This window comes from Rathayibacter oskolensis (assembly GCF_900177245.1).
In the GTDB taxonomy this organism is placed as follows: domain Bacteria; phylum Actinomycetota; class Actinomycetes; order Actinomycetales; family Microbacteriaceae; genus Rathayibacter; species Rathayibacter oskolensis.
Map to the genome: position 1 here is coordinate 1,199,016 of NZ_FXBM01000002.1, position 14,813 is coordinate 1,213,828.

A 14,813-nucleotide genomic window follows, 5' to 3' on the forward strand; every position below is an offset into this window, starting at 1 on the left:
AGCCTGACACGCGAGGCGGTGCGGTGATCGCGGGAATCGGACACGAGCCCCTCCCGGTACCGTCCGCCCCGGTGCGCCTCGGCGCTGTCAAGCGCGGGAGCCCGCCTCCGCTCGTGCCCTACTCTCGGACCCCATGAGCGCCTACCCGCCGCCGCCGCCCGCCCGACCCTCGATCGTCCCGACCGTGCTGGGCGCGATCGGGGTGGGCCTGCTCGGGATCCTGCTGCTGCTCGTCCTCGCCTACGTGGTGCTCGGGCTCGGCGTCACGGCGGCCGCCGTCTGCGCCGTCGTCGCTCTCGTGCCGCTGACCGTCGTGCTGGCGGGGGTCCGCTGGGTCGACCGCTGGGAGCCCGAGGCTCCGCTCGGCCTCTGGTTCGCGTTCCTGTGGGGAGCCGCGGGCTCGGTCGCGATCTCGCTCCTGGTCGACCTCGGCGTGCAGATCGCGGTGTACGCCTCCGGAACTCAGCCGAGCGGGTCGGACTTCGTCGGCGCGGTCATCCAGGCGCCCCTCGTGGAGGAGACGGCGAAGGGGCTCGGGGTCCTGCTCGTGCTGCTGATCTGGCGCCGCTCCTTCGACGGGCCGGTCGACGGCATCGTCTATGCGGCCGTCGTGGCGTCGGGCTTCGCGTTCGTCGAGAACATCCTCTACTTCGGCAGTGCTCTCGTGGAGGGCGGGCTCGGCTCGCTCGCCGTGACCTTCTTCCTCCGCGGGGTGCTCTCGCCCTTCGCGCACGTGCTCTTCACCGCGTGCACGGGCGCGGCGCTCGGCTTCGCCACGCGGCGCAGCCCCGCCGCCGGCGTGCCGATCGTGCTGCTCGGGCTGGCGCTCGCCGCGTTCCTGCACGCCCTGTGGAACGGTTCGTCGTTCCTCGTGTCCGACTGGTTCGGCTTCTACGGCGTCGTCCAGGTGCCGCTGTTCGTCGTCGCGGTCGTCGTCGTCGTGCTGCTGCGCAGGCAGGAGCGCCGGGTCACCCTCGAGCGGCTGGCCGACTACGCCGATGCGGGCTGGCTCTCAGCGGCCGAGGTCCGCATGATCGGCACGGCGGAGGGGCGCCGCACCGCCGCGCGCTGGGCCCGGACGGCCGGGGGAGACACCCCGCGGGCGATGAAGGGGTTCGTCCGTTCCGCGACCCGGCTCGCGCACCTGCGCCAGCATCAGCTCGCGGGCCGCGGCGGCCGGGCGGCGTCGGTGGACGAGCGGGTGCTGCTCGACGAGCTCGTGGCCCGGCGGGCGGCCCTCACGCGCTGACGAGGCTCGCCGCGCGCCGGCGCCGCAGATCGACCAGGGCCACGATGCCCGACGCCAGGCACAGCGCTGCCACCGCGGGCGCGACGATGTCGATCGCCGGTTCGAGTCCGAGCCCGGTCGCCGCGACTCCCGCTGCCACGGCCGTGACGGCCTGACCGAGGTAGCTCAGGAGGTACACCGCCGAGATCATCGAGCCGCGGTGCTCGGCCGGAGCGGTGCGCCCGACCAGCGACAGCCCGCCGGAGAAGCTGAGCGAGTAGCCGACTCCGCCGACGACGGCGAAGGCGATGAAGAGGGGGAGGGAGCCGGCGGCGGCCGTCCACTCCATCAGGCCGAGGGCCGCGACGGAGATCACGGCGCCGAGTACGATCGCGAGGTGCGCGTGCAGACGCTGGATCGCCAGCGCGGTCGCGCCGATGACCACGGAGGACAGCGCGAGGACCGATCCGGTGACGAGCAGGTCGGTGGTGCCGGTCAGCTCACGGGCCATCTCGGCTCCGAGCGAGAGCACGAGCGCACCGACGGCGTAGGCGACCGAGACCGCGAGGGTCGCGCAGGCGTAGACCCACCCGAGCCCCGCGGGCACGTGGGGGAGGCTCGGCCGCCAGCGCCGGGCGCCGGCCGGCCGGTCGTCGCGGCTGACGGCGAGCAGCGCCAGGGTGGCGGCGCCGACGACGGCGAGCACCCAGAAGCTGAGCTGCAGGGGGAGGGGAGCGTACTGCGCCAGCGCACCGGACAGCAGCAGCGACAGCGTGAGACCGGTCGCGGTCGAGACGGTGGTCAGCGAGGAGGGCACCCTCGGGTTCCCCGAGACGTTGTTGTCGACGAGGGAGGCGCTCGCCGCACCGAGTGCCAGCGCCGTGCCGACCCCCTGGAGCGCGCGGCCGACGTAGAGCAGGGCGACTCCGTCGGCGAACGAGAAGGCGACGGCCGAGACCGAGATCAGCGCGATGCCCAGCAGCATCGTGCGTCGCCGCCCGATCGCGTCGGAGAGGTCGCCGACGACGAGGAGCGCGAGGAGGAGGGCGGCCGGGTAGGCGCTGAAGACCGTCGTGATCACCACCGACGACAGATCCCACTCCCGCGCGTAGCTGGGGTAGAGCACGGAGGGTGAGCCGCTCGACCAGAGGCAGAGCGCCAGCACCAGGGTCGAGACCCAGAAGCTGCCGCGGCGTCCGAAGCGAGGGAGGAGGGTGGCCATGACCAGAACGCTAGCGGTCTGGCTTGGTATTTCCAAGCGAGGTCGACCGGGGCTACCCTCGATGCGTGCCCACGACCACTCTTGCGACCGATCCGGTCGACGACGACCGGGCCGAGCGCTGCTCCGTGGCCCGCTCGGTCGAACTGCTCGGCGAGCGCTGGAGCCTGCTCCTCGTGCGGGAGGCGCTGCGCGGGGCGACCACCTACTCGCAGTTCCGCGAACGCCTCGGCGTCCCGAGCGACGTGCTCTCAGCGAGGCTGCGGACCCTCACCGAGGCGGGGGTCCTCGAGAAGGTGCCCTACCGGCCGGACGGCGAGCGCGAGCGCTCCCGGTACGAGCTCACCGAGCAGGGCCGGGCGCTGAAGCTCGTCCTGGCGGCGCTGGCGCAGTGGGGCGACGAGAACCGGCCGACCCCCTTCGGTCGCGCCTCGTACCCCGCCGACGTCGAGACCGGCGAGGAGCTCGAGCTGGTGTTCGTCGACCGCACGGGAGCGGCGGTCCCGATCGACCGGGTGAGGATCGTGCCGGGACCCGCCGCGCGCACCGGCTGGGACAGCCTGTGAGCCGCGATGTCACGAGCCGCGACGTGGCGACCCGCGACGGACGAATCCTCCGTGTCCACGACAGCGGACCGCGCGACTCCGGCAGGACCCTCCTCTGGCACCACGGCTCCCCGCAGACCGGCGCCCTGCTCGCTCCGGTGCTCGAGGCGGCAGAGGCCCGCCGGGTGCGGCTCGTGTCCTACGGTCGGCCCGCCTACGGAGGCTCGTCGGCGCTGCCCGGACGCGACGTCGCCTCGGCCGCCGAGGACGTGCGCGCCGTGCTCGACGCGCTCGGCGTCCGCTCCACCCTGACGATGGGAGCGTCGGGCGGCGGCCCGCACGCGCTCGCCTGCGCCGCGCTGCTCCCCGATCGAGTGGAGGCGGTGGCCGTGCTGGCCTCGCCCGCTCCGTTCGACGGCGAGCCGGGCTGGTTCGACGGCATGGCCGCGCCGGGCGGGCTGCGCGCCGCCCTCGCCGGCCGGGACGCCAGGGCGGCGTTCGCACTCGTCGACGAGTTCGACCCGGAGTCGTTCCTCCCGATCGACTACGCGGCGTTCGACGGCGACTGGTCGGCCCTGGGCGAGGACGTCGCCCGGAGCGCGGAGTGGGGCGATGACGGTCTGATCGACGACGACGTCGCCCTCGCCTCCGACTGGGGAGTCGACCTCGCCCTCATCCGGGTGCCCGTCGTGCTCGTGCAGGGCGGCCTCGACCGGGTCGTCCCGGCACACCACGCCGAGCGCCTCCGGGCGCGGCTCCCGCTCGCCGAGCACGTGCTCCGCCCCGACGACGGCCACATCTCGGTCCTCCGCGATGTCCCGGCCGCTCTCGACCGGCTGATCGCCCTGTCCTAGCGCCCCGCGAGGGGGCGGGATCCCGCGCTCAGGCGGCGCTGCGGACCCGGCGCTCGCCGGCCGTCACCGCGACGCCGAGCCGGTTCTGCGCGGGAGGCAGCGGGCAGTTGTAGTGCGGCGAGAACCCGCACGGCGGGATGTAGGCGCGGTTGAAGTCGAGCAGCACCGGCCCGGGGGTTCCGGCATCGGCGGCGCCGCCGAGGCGCTGCACGACCAGGAACCGTCCGACCGGGTAGCTCCGGAGGTCGGGGTCGTCGCTGCGGTTCGTCGGGTCGCCGAAGGGGACCAGGAGCGAGCCTCCGTCGTCGAACGCCGCCACGGTGTACTCCCTGGCACGCCCGTCGTCGACCAGCGAGAAGGTGATGTCGCCCGGGACGACGAGGTCGCGGGTGGCGCCGTTGTCGCGGAGGTGCTCGAACGGGATGGTCCGCTGCTCGTCGACCGGCTCGAACCACGCCTCGAGCACCCACGCGGCGTCGAAGGGGAACGTCTCGATCGCATCGAACTCGCGGATCGCCTCGGAGGAGGCGTCCCAGACGCGGTAACCGTACTCGTCCTCTCCGGTGTCGAGACTCGGGCGTCGCATGCGGGTGAGGGCGGCGGTCGGGCCGTAGCCCGCCAGGGCCGTCTCGTCGTCCACGCTCTCGCCCGGCCCGAGCCAGCGGGTCTCGACGAGCGCGAGGTCGCCGCGCGGGCCGGTGACCCGCTCGAGGCGACGGGCGAGCCAGGCCTCCCAGCCGGCGCGAGCCGACTCGGTGAGATCGATCGAGGCGCGGGAGGGGGCGGTGACGCTGCTGCTCGGCGAAGGCATGCACGGTGCAACGCCGACGGCCGTCGATCCCTTCCCGGATTCCGCGCGGACGGTGTCGGAGAACGGAGGCGGTTAAAGAACTCGACGCCCTGCGGCAGCGGCGCAGCCGGCTGCTCTGACGGGGCGTCGAGCTCTTCTTGACGACGAGCATGCACCCGCTCGGAGCGTCGCGCAAGGCCGAATCCGGCGTTCGCCGTCCGCGAGCGCTCGTGCACCGCTCGACGAGGATCCGCCCCGAGCGGTCGTTAGACTGGACCGCCTGTTTTCTTGCGGCCCCGGAGCGAATCACGCGTCCCGGCCGCGACGGCGATGCATGGGAAGGGCGCACGATGGCAGACGGCAACACGGTCCTCGAGTCCGAGCTGACGCACGAGCGCGCCTACGTGGCGGGGCTCTACGCCCGCCTCGACGAGCTGATCGCGCAGACGCGGGAGGCGCTCGACTCGGTCCGGATCGAGAGCGTCGGCGGCAACCACCAGAGCCGCTCGGAGCGCGACGCCTTCGCCCGCCTCTACGAGGACCGCCTCCGCATGCTCACCGGCGCCGACGACCGCCTCGCGTTCGGTCGGCTCACCCTGGCCGAGGGCGAGACGGAGCACCGCTACATCGGCCGGATCGGCCTCCGCGACGAGGAGCAGGACGCCCTGCTGCTCGACTGGCGGGCACCGCAGTCGGCCGCCTTCTACCAGGCGACCGCCGCGCAGCCCATGGGGACCCGTGCCCGCCGCCACCTCACGACCCGGGGACGCGAGGTGCTCCGCTTCGAGGACGAGGTCTTCGACGAGGAGCTCCTGCGCGAGGGGACGGCGCTGCAGGGCGAGGGCGCGCTGATGGCGGCGCTCGGCGCCGAGCGCACCGGCCGGATGCACGACATCGTCGCGACCATCCAGAGCGAGCAGGACCGCATCATCCGCTCCGAGCTGCGCGGTGTACTCGTCGTCCAGGGCGGCCCGGGCACCGGCAAGACGGCGGTGGCTCTCCACCGCGCCGCCTACCTCCTGTACTCCCACCGCGACCGCATCGCCTCCTCCGGTGTGCTCGTCGTCGGCCCGTCGCGGTCGTTCCTGCGCTACATCGAGGCGGTGCTGCCCTCTCTCGGCGAGACCGGTGTGGTGCTGTCGACCCTCGGCCAGCTCTACCCCGGCTACGACCTCGTCGAGGAGGACGAGCCGACCGTCGCCCGAGTGAAGGGCTCGGCGCGGATGGCGGAGCTGCTCAAGCGCGCCGTCCGCTCCCGCCAGGTGGTGCCCGCCGAGACGCAGATCCTCGAGGTGAACGGCGAGCGGCTGCGGCTCGAGCCGCACGAGATCGAGCGGGCGATCACCCGCGCCCGCGACTCCCGCAAGCCGCACAACGAGGCGCGGGTGACCTTCGTGAAGACGATGCTCTCGCAGCTCACCCGTCAGCTCGCCGACCAGCTGCGCAGCCACGGCAACACGGTCGACGAGGCCGACGAGGCGGTGCTGCGCGAAGACGTCCGCACCGCCGACGACGTGCGCGTCGCCCTGAACACCGCGTGGATCCCGCTGACCCCCGAGAAGCTGCTCCAGGACCTCTACGCCCGTCCCCAGTGGTTCGCCTCGCTCACCCCGCGGTGGACGACCGCTCAGCGCGCTCTGCTGCGACGCGACCGCGACGCCCCGTTCACCGTGTCCGACGTGCCGCTGCTCGACGAGGCGGCCGAGCTGCTCGGCGCCTACGACGACCACGCCGACGCGCAGAAGAAGGCCGAGAAGGAGCAGCGCCGCCGCGACATCGAGAACGCGGAGGCGGCGATCCGCAACATGGGCGTCGACGGGCTCGTCAACGCCAAGGATCTCGCGGCGGGCTTCGCCGAGCGCACCAGCCTCGGGACGACCTCGGAGCGGGCGGCGGCCGACCGCTCGTGGGCCTACGGCCATGTCGTGGTCGACGAGGCGCAGGAGCTCTCGCCGATGCAGTGGCGGGTCCTCATCCGGAGGTGCCCGATGCGCTCGTTCACGATCGTCGGCGACGTCGCCCAGGCCTCGGGAGCATCGGCGGCCTCGAGCTGGGACGACGCGCTGCGCGACGCGTTCGGCCGGCAGGGCCGTGCGGAGGGGCCGGCGTGGCGCCTCGAGGAGCTGACTGTCAACTACCGCACCCCCGCGCAGATCGTCGCCCTCGCGGAGCGCACCGCCCGCGAGAACGGTCTCGAGATCACTCCGAGCCGCTCGGTGCGCTCGACGGAGTGGCCGGTGCGGACCGTGCGCGACCGCGGCGACGCACCTCTCGCCGAGCGCGTTCTGGCCGCCGTCCGCGAGGACCGCGCCGTCAGCACCGACGGGACGCTGGCGATCATCGCCCCCGACGCCGACCTCGACGACATCGCGGCACGGGCCGAGCAGGAGCTCGGCCGCGAGGTCGGCCGGGGCTCCCGGGGCCTCGACCGCCCGGTGGCGATCCTCTCGACGACCGAGGCGAAGGGGCTCGAGTTCGACTCCGTCATCATCGCCAGGCCCCGCCTGATCGCCCAGACCGGCGAGAGGGGCGCTGCCGCGCTGTACGTCGCCATGACCCGGCCGACGCAGCGGCTCACCCTGGTCGAGTGACGCGTCCCGCATCCGTCCTAGGATTGACGACCATGAGCAGTGAGAACCTGACCAAGCCCGAGCTCGACGCCCCCGACGGCCCGGCCCCCGACACGCTCGTCGTCGAGGACCTCGTCGTCGGCGACGGAGCGGAGGCCCAGCCCGGCTCGACCGTCGAGGTGCACTACCTCGGCGTCGAGTACGACACCGGCGAGGAGTTCGACTCGTCGTGGAGCCGCGACCAGTCGATCAACTTCCCCCTGAACAACCTGATCCGCGCCTGGCAGCAGGGCATCCCCGGCATGAAGGTCGGCGGCCGCCGCAAGCTGATCTGCCCGCCGGCACTCGCCTACGGGCCCGCGGGCGGCGGACACCCGCTGTCGGGCAAGACGCTGATCTTCGTGATCGACCTGCTCGGCACGAAGTAGTCGCAGGCGCCGATCGCAGGCGCCGATCCGAGAAGGCGCAGCCCGGGCTAGAGGGGCTGCGCCTTCTTCACGCGGTCGACGAGCTCGCGCCAGGGCCCGTCGAGCTCCGTCTCGCCCAGGCGCACGTGGTGGGTCTGCACCCGGATCTCGTAGACGAAGCGATCGGGCCGTCCGGCGGAGGCTCGGCGCGGTTCGTCGGAGTCGCCGTCGTCCCAGGGGAGCGAGCCGAGCAGCTCCAACCACGACCGCTCGTCGGGCTGCGCCGCGACATCGACCCGCCACACCCGGCGCAGGCCTGCGAAGCCGCCGCTGCGCGACACGATCACGTCCATGCGCGCGATGGTACTCGCCGCACCACCGCGCCGTCCGGGCGGGGGAGTCAGGCGCCGGTCGGCAGCTCCACCCCCACCGTCGACCACCCGGTGCGCACGGCCCGCTCGACCTCGGAGTCGGCGCCGAAGCGCGCGGCGGCCGCGGCGACCGTCAGCCCGGCGAAGGCCGTGAAGTCGGCCGTGGCCGTGAGCACCCCTCCGGTGAGCACGTCGTACCAGACCTGCCCCGCCCGCTCCCAGGCGTTGCCGCCGAGGGTCGTCGCGGCGACCGCGAACGCGCGGTTGGGGATGCCGGAGTTGATGTGCACGCCGCCGTTGTCGTCGTCGGTGTCGACGTAGTCGTCCATCGATCCGGGCTGCGGGTCCTTGCCGAGGACGTCGTCGTCGTAGGCCGTGCCCGGGGCGATCATCGAGCGGAGCGCCGTGCCCTCCACCTCGTCGGTGAAGAGCCCCTCGCCGATCAGCCAGCTCGCCCGATCGGCGGTCTGACCGGCGCCGAACTGCTCGAGCAGCGCGCCGAAGACGTCCGAGATCGACTCGTTCAGAGCGCCCGACTGCCCGCGGTAGACGAGGTTGGCGGTGTACTCGGTGACGCCGTGCGCGAGCTCGTGCCCGATGACGCTCGGCGAGACGGTGAAGCGGCGGAACACCTGGCCGTCCCCGTCGCCGAAGACCATCCTCGAGCCGTCCCAGAAGGCGTTGTCGTAGTCGTCGCCGTAGTGCACCGTCGCGTCCAGCGGCAGCCACTCGTCGTCGATGGAGTCGCGGCCGTAGGCCTGCTGGAGGAACGCGAACATCGCTCCGAGGCCGTCGTAGGCCTCGTCGACGGCGACGTCTCCCGTCGCGGGCTCGCCCTCCCTCCGCACGGGCGTGCCGGGGAGCGTCTCGGTCGTCTGCGCGTCCGAGATGGTGCGCTGCAGAGCCTCCACCCGGTCGCGCGGCGAGGGCGTCGCGGTCGCCGACGGGCGGGGCGCTGTCGGCCCGGGTGCCGGCTCACCGGGCCGGACGCGCCGGAAGGGCTCGTCCTGCTCGAGGGAGCGGCGCGCGGCACGGGCGGCCCGCGAGAACGCGGGATCGTCGAGGCGGGCGATGCGGACGAGGAGGTACGGCGGCACGACGGTTCGTCTCATGCCCCGATCCTCGCACCGACCTCCGACACGGTCCCGGGCTCGCCGGAGTCGCCCGAATGGGGTAACGCCGCTCTCGCCGGTGCCTGCCGGGAGCGATAGCCTGGCGCTCGACGAGCGGTTTCCATCGATCAGGGGCTCGGCCCCGGGGACGACGAGGGCGGACATGGGCATCATCACGCGGGGCTTCTTCGGGAAGCGGGAGCAGAATCCCGACATCCCTCCGGGTCAGTACCTCGAGACGGGCTTCCCCGTCCTCTCGATCGGGCCGACGCCCAACATCCACGAGTGGGCCTTCTCGATCGACGCGGGGCCGGCCGGGGTCCGGCGGTGGACGCGCGAGGAGTTCGACGCGCTTCCGCACGAGGACGTGCACACCGACATCCACTGCGTGACGCGCTGGTCCAAGCTCGGCACCACCTGGCGCGGCGTCTCGGTCGACACCCTCCTCGACGGCATCGAGAGCGACGCGGGCTTCGTGATGGCCGAGAGCTTCGGCGGCTACACGACCAATCTGCCCCTGCCCGAGATCCGGGGCGGCAAGGCCTGGGTCGTCACCGAGTTCGAGGGGGCACCGCTCGCCGCCGAGCACGGGGGGCCCGCGCGCCTGCTCGTCCCGCACCTCTACTTCTGGAAGAGCGCGAAGTGGGTGAAGGGCCTGCGCTTCATGCCCGGCGACCAGCCCGGGTTCTGGGAGCAGAACGGCTACCACATGCACGGGGACCCGTGGAAAGAGGAGCGCTACTGGTGATGTGGACGGAGGCGGTGACCGAGTCGGTCGCTCCGCTCACCCCCACGTCACGACTCCTGACGCTGCGCGTGCCCGGCTGGCCGGGACACGTGGCGGGCCAGCACCTCGACATCCGTCTGACGGCCCCCGACGGGTACCAGGCGAGCCGGTCCTACTCGATCGGCGCCCCCTCCGACGGCGAGAGGGTCGAGCTCGCGGTCGAGCGCCTCGACGACGGCGAGGTCTCGCCCTACCTCGTCGACGGCCTCGAGGCGGGGGACAGCCTCGAGGTCAGGGGCCCGATCGGCGGCTGGTTCGTCTGGCGGCCCGAGCAGACCGAGCCGGTGCAGCTGATCGCCGGCGGGAGCGGCCTGGTGCCGCTGATGGCGATGGCGCGCGAGCACGGCCGCACAGGGAGCGCGGCCCCGATGAGGCTGCTCTACTCGGTGCGCTCGCCCGTGTTCGCCTACTACCAGAGCGACCTCCGGGCGCTCGCCGAGACGCCGGCCGAGCGGGGCGGAGTCGTCACCGACATGGTCTTCACCCGGGCGTCCCCTCCGGGAGCGACCCGCCCGGCGGGTCGGGTGACTCCCGACCTGCTCGCCGAGGCGACCCTGCCTCCGGAGCTCGCCCCGACCGTCTACGTCTGCGGTCCCACCGCATTCGTCGAGGCGGTCGCGACCGCGCTCGTCTCCCAGGGCCATGCACCCGAGCGCGTCCGCACCGAGCGCTTCGGCGGCCCCTGAGCCGCCCCGGCGGGTCAGCCGGTCACTCGAACGAGACGGTGCGGTTCTCGCCCACGTCGGGCTGATCGCCGGTGACGGCGGCCTTCAGCACCTTGAAGAGCACCACCGGGCGCGGCTCGTCCATCGCCCACAGCTCGACGGTCTCGGCCTGCACGCGCAGGAGCGCGATCGTCGGGTCCTCCTTGCCCTCGGGGAACCAGGCCGAGACCGAGGGGGTCCACAGCTCGTCGATCTTCGCGGTGTCGTGCACGACGCTCGCCGAGCCGGCGACCGAGAGGTAGCCCTTCTTCGACTCGAACGCCACGTTCACGCTCGGGTTGGCGCGGATGTCGTCGACCTTCGGCGACGGGTCCTGGGTGAAGAACCAGAGATTGCCGTCGAAGTCGGTGTCCTGGGCGGCGAGGGGGCGGCTGACGAGCTGCCCGGTCGCGGTGACGGTCGTCAGCAGTCCGATCTTCGCGCTCGAGACGAGCTCCGCGATCTGGGCGATGTCGTCGGCGTCGGCGGGGGTGATGTCGGTGTCGGTCATGCGCTCGACGCTACGCGGACGAGCCGCAGTCGCAAGGGGTGGCGGGCATCCGGGGCACCTGGCTAGCGTCGGGGGATGGACACCACCTCGTACACAGCCATCCTCGACAGCGGAGCCGAGCAGGAGAGCATCCGCCTCGAGTACGTCGACGGCGCCCCGCAGCCGACGCTCACCCGCCTCGCCGACATCGACGGCGAGGACGTCGAGGTCGTCTGGGAGCTCGAGCCCGACGACGAGGGCTTCCACGTCTACCGCCCCGTGCGCGTCGAGGGTCGCGACGACGACAGCGGACCGGTCTCCGAGGACCTCACGGACGGCAACGGAGCGGGCGCCTACTCGGGCGAGTGACTCCCGGCCGCTCCCGCCCCGGAGCGGTCAGGCCACGGGCTGCAGCGCGTCGTACTCGCGGAACGCGGTCCGCGTCCGGAGCACGGCAGCGAGGATCGCGATGATCGCGAGCCCGCCCGCGAGGGGCGGCAGCCAGAGCAGCGCGAGCGAGGCCAGCAGACCGGTGTAGAGGTCGCCGACCCTCGGCCCACCCGTCACCACGACGATGAAGACGCCCTGCAGGCGCCCCCGCATGTTGTCGGGGACCGCGGTCTGCAGCATCGTCTGCCGGAAGATCGAGCTCACATTGTCGGCCGCCCCCGCTCCGGCCAGAGCGAGGGAGGCGGCGAGGATCAGGCCGGCGTTCGCCACGGACGCGTCGTGGTCGATCACCGCCGCGACCAGCAGCACCGCGCCGAACGCGACGATGAAGCCTCCGTAGACCTGGATCGATCGGCCGATGGCCAGCCCCTGTCGGCGGACGCCCGTCAGCCGTCCCGAGAACACGCCGCTCACGAGCGCGCCGATCGCGAACGCCGCCGTGAGCACGCCGACGGTCACGGCGCCTCCGCCGAGCAGGAGCGCCGCGGCCGCCGGGAACACCACTCGGGGCTGCCCGAAGGTCATCGCCACGATGTCGACCAGGAACGACATCCGGATGTTCGGAGCGCCCCTCAGGAACCGCATGCCGAAGCGCAGCGACTCCAGCCCCGGCCGCTGCCGCTCTCCCTCCGGCACGAGCGCCGGGAGCCCGGCGATGCCCAGGAACGCCGCGAGGAACAGCACGACGTCGATCGTGTAGGTGACCGCGAACCCGGAGGAGGCGACCAGCACGCCCGCCAGCGCCGGCCCCACGGTCACCTCGACCCCGCTCGCGATCCCGCCCAGCGCGGCCGCCGCCGGCACGAGCTCCGTGCGCAGCAGCCGGGGCGCGAGCGTCATCCGGGTCGCGACGATCACCGTGGTCGCCACCGCGTTGAGAGCGGTCAGGAGGTAGAGGGACGGAGGCGTCTCGGCGCCCAGCCACGCGAGCGCCGCGATGCCCGCGGTCGAGCCCCAGGCGACGATCGCCGCCACCAGGAGGACCAGCCTGCGGTCGAACGCGTCGGCGAGCATGCCGCCGTAGAGCCCGGCGAGCACCGTCGGTACCAGCGCGACGACGCCGACCATCGCGACGGCGAGCGGCGACCCGGTGAGCTCGTAGATGTGCAGCCCCACGGCGACGATCGTCATCTGGCCGCCGATGCCCGAGATCACGTTGCCCGCCCAGAGGCGCGCGAAGGCGGGGGACTCGCGGAGGGGGGAGATGTCGATGACGTGGCTGCGCCGGGGCGCGGGCGGGGGCTGGCTCACCCGCTCCATTGTGCTCGCTCGGCGGCGTCCCCCGGTGCGCGTCGGGGACCCGGGAGCCGGACCCTCTAGGGTGAGGGCATGAGCACGTCATCCGACGGCGCGCCCGGACGCCAGGCCCCTCCCGCGCCGAGAACGGCCGGAGCCGCCCCCACCCGCCGCGCCGCCCGGGCCGCGGCGCCGGCGTCCAGGGCCGCCGCCCGCCGACCCGCGCGCTCCGTGTCCGCGGCCGCCGGCAGCCGCACGACCGGGTTCTGGCGTCGCTACGGGGCGGGTCTCTCGTCGATCGCGCTCGCGGTCATCACCGTCCCGATCCTGTTCTTCGTCTGGTACGCGCTGATCTCCCTCGGCGCCTACCCCGGGGATCAGGCGGTCAGCGACCTCCTCGTCGGCGTCCTCTACACCGCGATCGTGCACGCGATGCTCCTGGTGGGCGTGCTCCTGGGCGTCTCGTCCGTCCGCGCTCGCCGCCGCGAGGGCCGGCCTCCCGTCGCGGGGTGGATCGGCATCGTCCTCAACGCCCTCGTCCTCGTCTACTGGGAGCTGCTCGTCTCTCCGTGGCTCGTCGAGCTGTGGAACCGGGCCACCGGCTCCTGAGTCCCGCCGCGAGCCCCGCGCGTGCCTCGGCTCTGGTAAGCTCGTGCAGTTGCCGTTCGACGGCCGCGGATCAAGAGAGCCCACGCATCAGGCGATGGGCACCGCGCAACGAGAGAGAGGGGATCCATCTATGGCACTCGAAGCAGATGTCAAGAAGGCGATCATCGAAGAGTACGCGACCCACCCCGGTGACACCGGATCCCCCGAGGTGCAGGTGGCCGTCCTGACCAAGCGGATCAAGGACCTCACCGAGCACCTCAAGGAGCACAAGCACGACCACCACTCGCGTCGTGGTCTGCTGCTGCTTGTGGGTCAGCGTCGTCGACTCCTCGGCTACCTGGCGGATGTGGACATCAACCGCTACCGCTCGCTGATCGAGCGTCTCGGTCTGCGCCGCTAGTTCCCTCCGGAGCTGCGCGCGGTCTCGATGACACCGCGAACTTCTCAGCCGTTCGGGCCGTTCTCCTCCGGGAGGGCGGCCCGTTCCGCGTTTCCGGTGCGGCCTCAGCGGCGCTCCGGCCGGTCCACTCCGCCCCACGAGAAGGCGCCCGACGCTGCGAACCAGTCGTCAGCGGCGCGCGCGAGTGCCGCGTCCTCCTCCGGCCGGCCGGGAGCCGCGAGGGCCTCGGTGAGTCCGGGGAGGAGCCAGCCGTCGCCCAGAGCCGTGACCTGCGCCTCCCGCCACTCGGCGCGGCACGCGGCGGCCCCGGCGGCCCGCTCGCTCGCGGCCGGGTCGACCATGTCCGCGTAACCGGCCTCGGTCAGAGCGAGGGCGCAGGTCAGTGCCGCCGACCGCACCACGCTCCGCGGAGCGCGCGGCGGGCTGCTCGACTGCGCGGCGTCCTGGGCCGCGACGACCGCGCTGAGCGCGAGGAACAACCGCGTCCCCTCGCGATCCGGCTGCGGCTCGATCCGGCCGGGCCCCGCCGAGACCGATGCGGAGGCGCCGGGAGCGAGGATCAAGCCGCGGCCCGAGCGCGAGGCGTACGAGCTGAGGAGTCCGCTGACGCCTCCTGTCTGGCTGACGACTCCGCTGATCCCGGGATCGCTGAGCGCCCACACGATCGGCGTGCGGTTGTGGATCGTCAGGCTGCGGTGCTCCTCGTCGACGCAGGCGATGAGCTGCCCGGCGACGGTGTCGGCGCCGCGATCGAGCACCGAGGAGGCGGTCACGAGCTGGCGCTCGTCCTCGCACTGACCCGGCGCACCGGCCGCCGCCGACGGGACGGACGCGAGGGGTGCCAGGGCCCCGAGGGCGAGTGCCACGACAGCGACCCCCGCCGCCGAGGCGACGGTGGCGCCGAGCACGCGGCGCCCGGTCCCCGGCGGGCGCACCGGCCGGCGCCGCGGCTCCCTCGGGATCGCGGGACGGGCCGAGCGTCGTCGCACCATGCCGAACTCCCTCTCCTCGGAGGCTAGCCCCGGAACCGCCGTCCGACCA

The 14,813-nt window shown here is 73.2% G+C and carries 17 protein-coding genes; 10 read left to right on the forward strand and 7 right to left on the reverse strand.

Annotation, left to right across the window (positions count from 1 at the left end; genetic code table 11):
* The first annotated feature begins 133 nt into the window (after positions 1–133).
* Positions 134–1,249 (forward strand): PrsW family intramembrane metalloprotease, encoded by a 1,116-nt coding sequence (locus B9Y99_RS14620; protein WP_085477258.1) that lies wholly within the window; start codon positions 134–136, stop codon positions 1,247–1,249.
* Here B9Y99_RS14620 and B9Y99_RS14625 read toward each other — a convergent pair.
* A complete protein-coding gene (locus tag B9Y99_RS14625) occupies positions 1,239–2,450 on the reverse strand; it encodes an MFS transporter (RefSeq protein WP_085477259.1) in 1,212 nt (403 codons plus the stop codon). The genes B9Y99_RS14620 and B9Y99_RS14625 overlap by 11 nt on opposite strands.
* A 65-nt stretch (positions 2,451–2,515) precedes the next feature.
* Between B9Y99_RS14625 and B9Y99_RS14630 the strand changes: the two genes are divergently transcribed.
* Together B9Y99_RS14630 and B9Y99_RS14635 are read left to right on the forward strand one after the other, a co-directional pair.
* On the forward strand, positions 2,516–3,013 hold the full coding sequence (locus tag B9Y99_RS14630; protein WP_244274935.1) for a winged helix-turn-helix transcriptional regulator: 498 nt from the start codon (positions 2,516–2,518) through the stop codon (positions 3,011–3,013).
* On the forward strand, positions 3,010–3,846 hold the full coding sequence (locus tag B9Y99_RS14635) for an alpha/beta fold hydrolase (RefSeq protein ID WP_208856963.1): 837 nt from the start codon (positions 3,010–3,012) through the stop codon (positions 3,844–3,846). Before B9Y99_RS14630 ends, B9Y99_RS14635 begins: the two co-directional genes overlap by 4 nt.
* Positions 3,847–3,874: 28 nt before the next feature.
* On the opposite strand, the gene B9Y99_RS14640 is transcribed toward B9Y99_RS14635, so the two are convergent.
* Positions 3,875–4,657 (reverse strand): DUF1684 domain-containing protein, encoded by a 783-nt coding sequence (locus tag B9Y99_RS14640; RefSeq protein ID WP_085477261.1) that lies wholly within the window; start codon positions 4,655–4,657, stop codon positions 3,875–3,877.
* Between the two features lie 329 nt (positions 4,658–4,986).
* On the opposite strand from B9Y99_RS14640, the gene B9Y99_RS14645 reads away from it, so the two are divergent.
* Complete coding sequence (locus tag B9Y99_RS14645) at positions 4,987–7,227, forward strand: HelD family protein (protein WP_085477262.1); 2,241 nt, start codon at positions 4,987–4,989, stop codon at positions 7,225–7,227.
* A 32-nt stretch (positions 7,228–7,259) separates the two neighbouring features.
* Entirely contained in the window at positions 7,260–7,634 is a 375-nt protein-coding gene (locus B9Y99_RS14650; RefSeq protein WP_085477263.1) for an FKBP-type peptidyl-prolyl cis-trans isomerase, read from the forward strand.
* A 47-nt stretch (positions 7,635–7,681) separates the two neighbouring features.
* Here the strand turns inward: B9Y99_RS14650 and B9Y99_RS14655 are convergent, their stop codons facing one another.
* Positions 7,682–7,966: a protealysin inhibitor emfourin gene (locus B9Y99_RS14655; RefSeq protein WP_085477264.1), complete on the reverse strand. Its 285-nt coding sequence runs from the start codon at positions 7,964–7,966 to the stop codon at positions 7,682–7,684.
* 47 nt (positions 7,967–8,013) lie between these two features.
* Positions 8,014–9,096, reverse strand: coding sequence for a M4 family metallopeptidase (locus tag B9Y99_RS14660; protein WP_085477265.1), 1,083 nt, complete (start codon positions 9,094–9,096; stop codon positions 8,014–8,016).
* Positions 9,097–9,259: 163 nt separating this feature from the next.
* Here B9Y99_RS14660 and B9Y99_RS14665 point away from each other — a divergent pair, with 163 nt between their 5' ends.
* A complete protein-coding gene (locus tag B9Y99_RS14665; protein WP_085477266.1) occupies positions 9,260–9,844 on the forward strand; it encodes a molybdopterin-dependent oxidoreductase in 585 nt (194 codons plus the stop codon).
* Positions 9,844–10,569 (forward strand): ferredoxin reductase, encoded by a 726-nt coding sequence (locus B9Y99_RS14670; protein ID WP_085477267.1) that lies wholly within the window; start codon positions 9,844–9,846, stop codon positions 10,567–10,569. Before B9Y99_RS14665 ends, B9Y99_RS14670 begins: the two co-directional genes overlap by 1 nt.
* A gap of 22 nt (positions 10,570–10,591) precedes the next feature.
* Here the strand turns inward: B9Y99_RS14670 and B9Y99_RS14675 are convergent, their stop codons facing one another.
* Complete coding sequence (locus B9Y99_RS14675; RefSeq protein WP_085477268.1) at positions 10,592–11,098, reverse strand: pyridoxamine 5'-phosphate oxidase family protein; 507 nt, start codon at positions 11,096–11,098, stop codon at positions 10,592–10,594.
* A gap of 75 nt (positions 11,099–11,173) precedes the next feature.
* On the opposite strand from B9Y99_RS14675, the gene B9Y99_RS14680 reads away from it, so the two are divergent.
* Positions 11,174–11,446 (forward strand): hypothetical protein, encoded by a 273-nt coding sequence (locus B9Y99_RS14680; RefSeq protein ID WP_085477269.1) that lies wholly within the window; start codon positions 11,174–11,176, stop codon positions 11,444–11,446.
* Between the two features lie 27 nt (positions 11,447–11,473).
* Here the strand turns inward: B9Y99_RS14680 and B9Y99_RS14685 are convergent, their stop codons facing one another.
* On the reverse strand, positions 11,474–12,787 hold the full coding sequence (locus B9Y99_RS14685) for an MFS transporter (RefSeq protein ID WP_085477270.1): 1,314 nt from the start codon (positions 12,785–12,787) through the stop codon (positions 11,474–11,476).
* A gap of 69 nt (positions 12,788–12,856) precedes the next feature.
* Between B9Y99_RS14685 and B9Y99_RS14690 the strand changes: the two genes are divergently transcribed.
* Together B9Y99_RS14690 and rpsO are read left to right on the forward strand one after the other, a co-directional pair.
* A complete protein-coding gene (locus B9Y99_RS14690; RefSeq protein ID WP_129588041.1) occupies positions 12,857–13,372 on the forward strand; it encodes a hypothetical protein in 516 nt (171 codons plus the stop codon).
* 130 nt (positions 13,373–13,502) lie between these two features.
* Positions 13,503–13,772 carry a 30S ribosomal protein S15 gene (rpsO, locus tag B9Y99_RS14695; RefSeq protein WP_085477272.1) on the forward strand — a complete coding sequence of 90 codons (270 nt, stop codon included), beginning with the start codon at positions 13,503–13,505 and terminating at the stop codon, positions 13,770–13,772.
* A gap of 104 nt (positions 13,773–13,876) precedes the next feature.
* On the opposite strand, the gene B9Y99_RS14700 is transcribed toward rpsO, so the two are convergent.
* Positions 13,877–14,764 (reverse strand): hypothetical protein, encoded by an 888-nt coding sequence (locus B9Y99_RS14700; protein WP_085477273.1) that lies wholly within the window; start codon positions 14,762–14,764, stop codon positions 13,877–13,879.
* Positions 14,765–14,813: the final 49 nt, after the last annotated feature.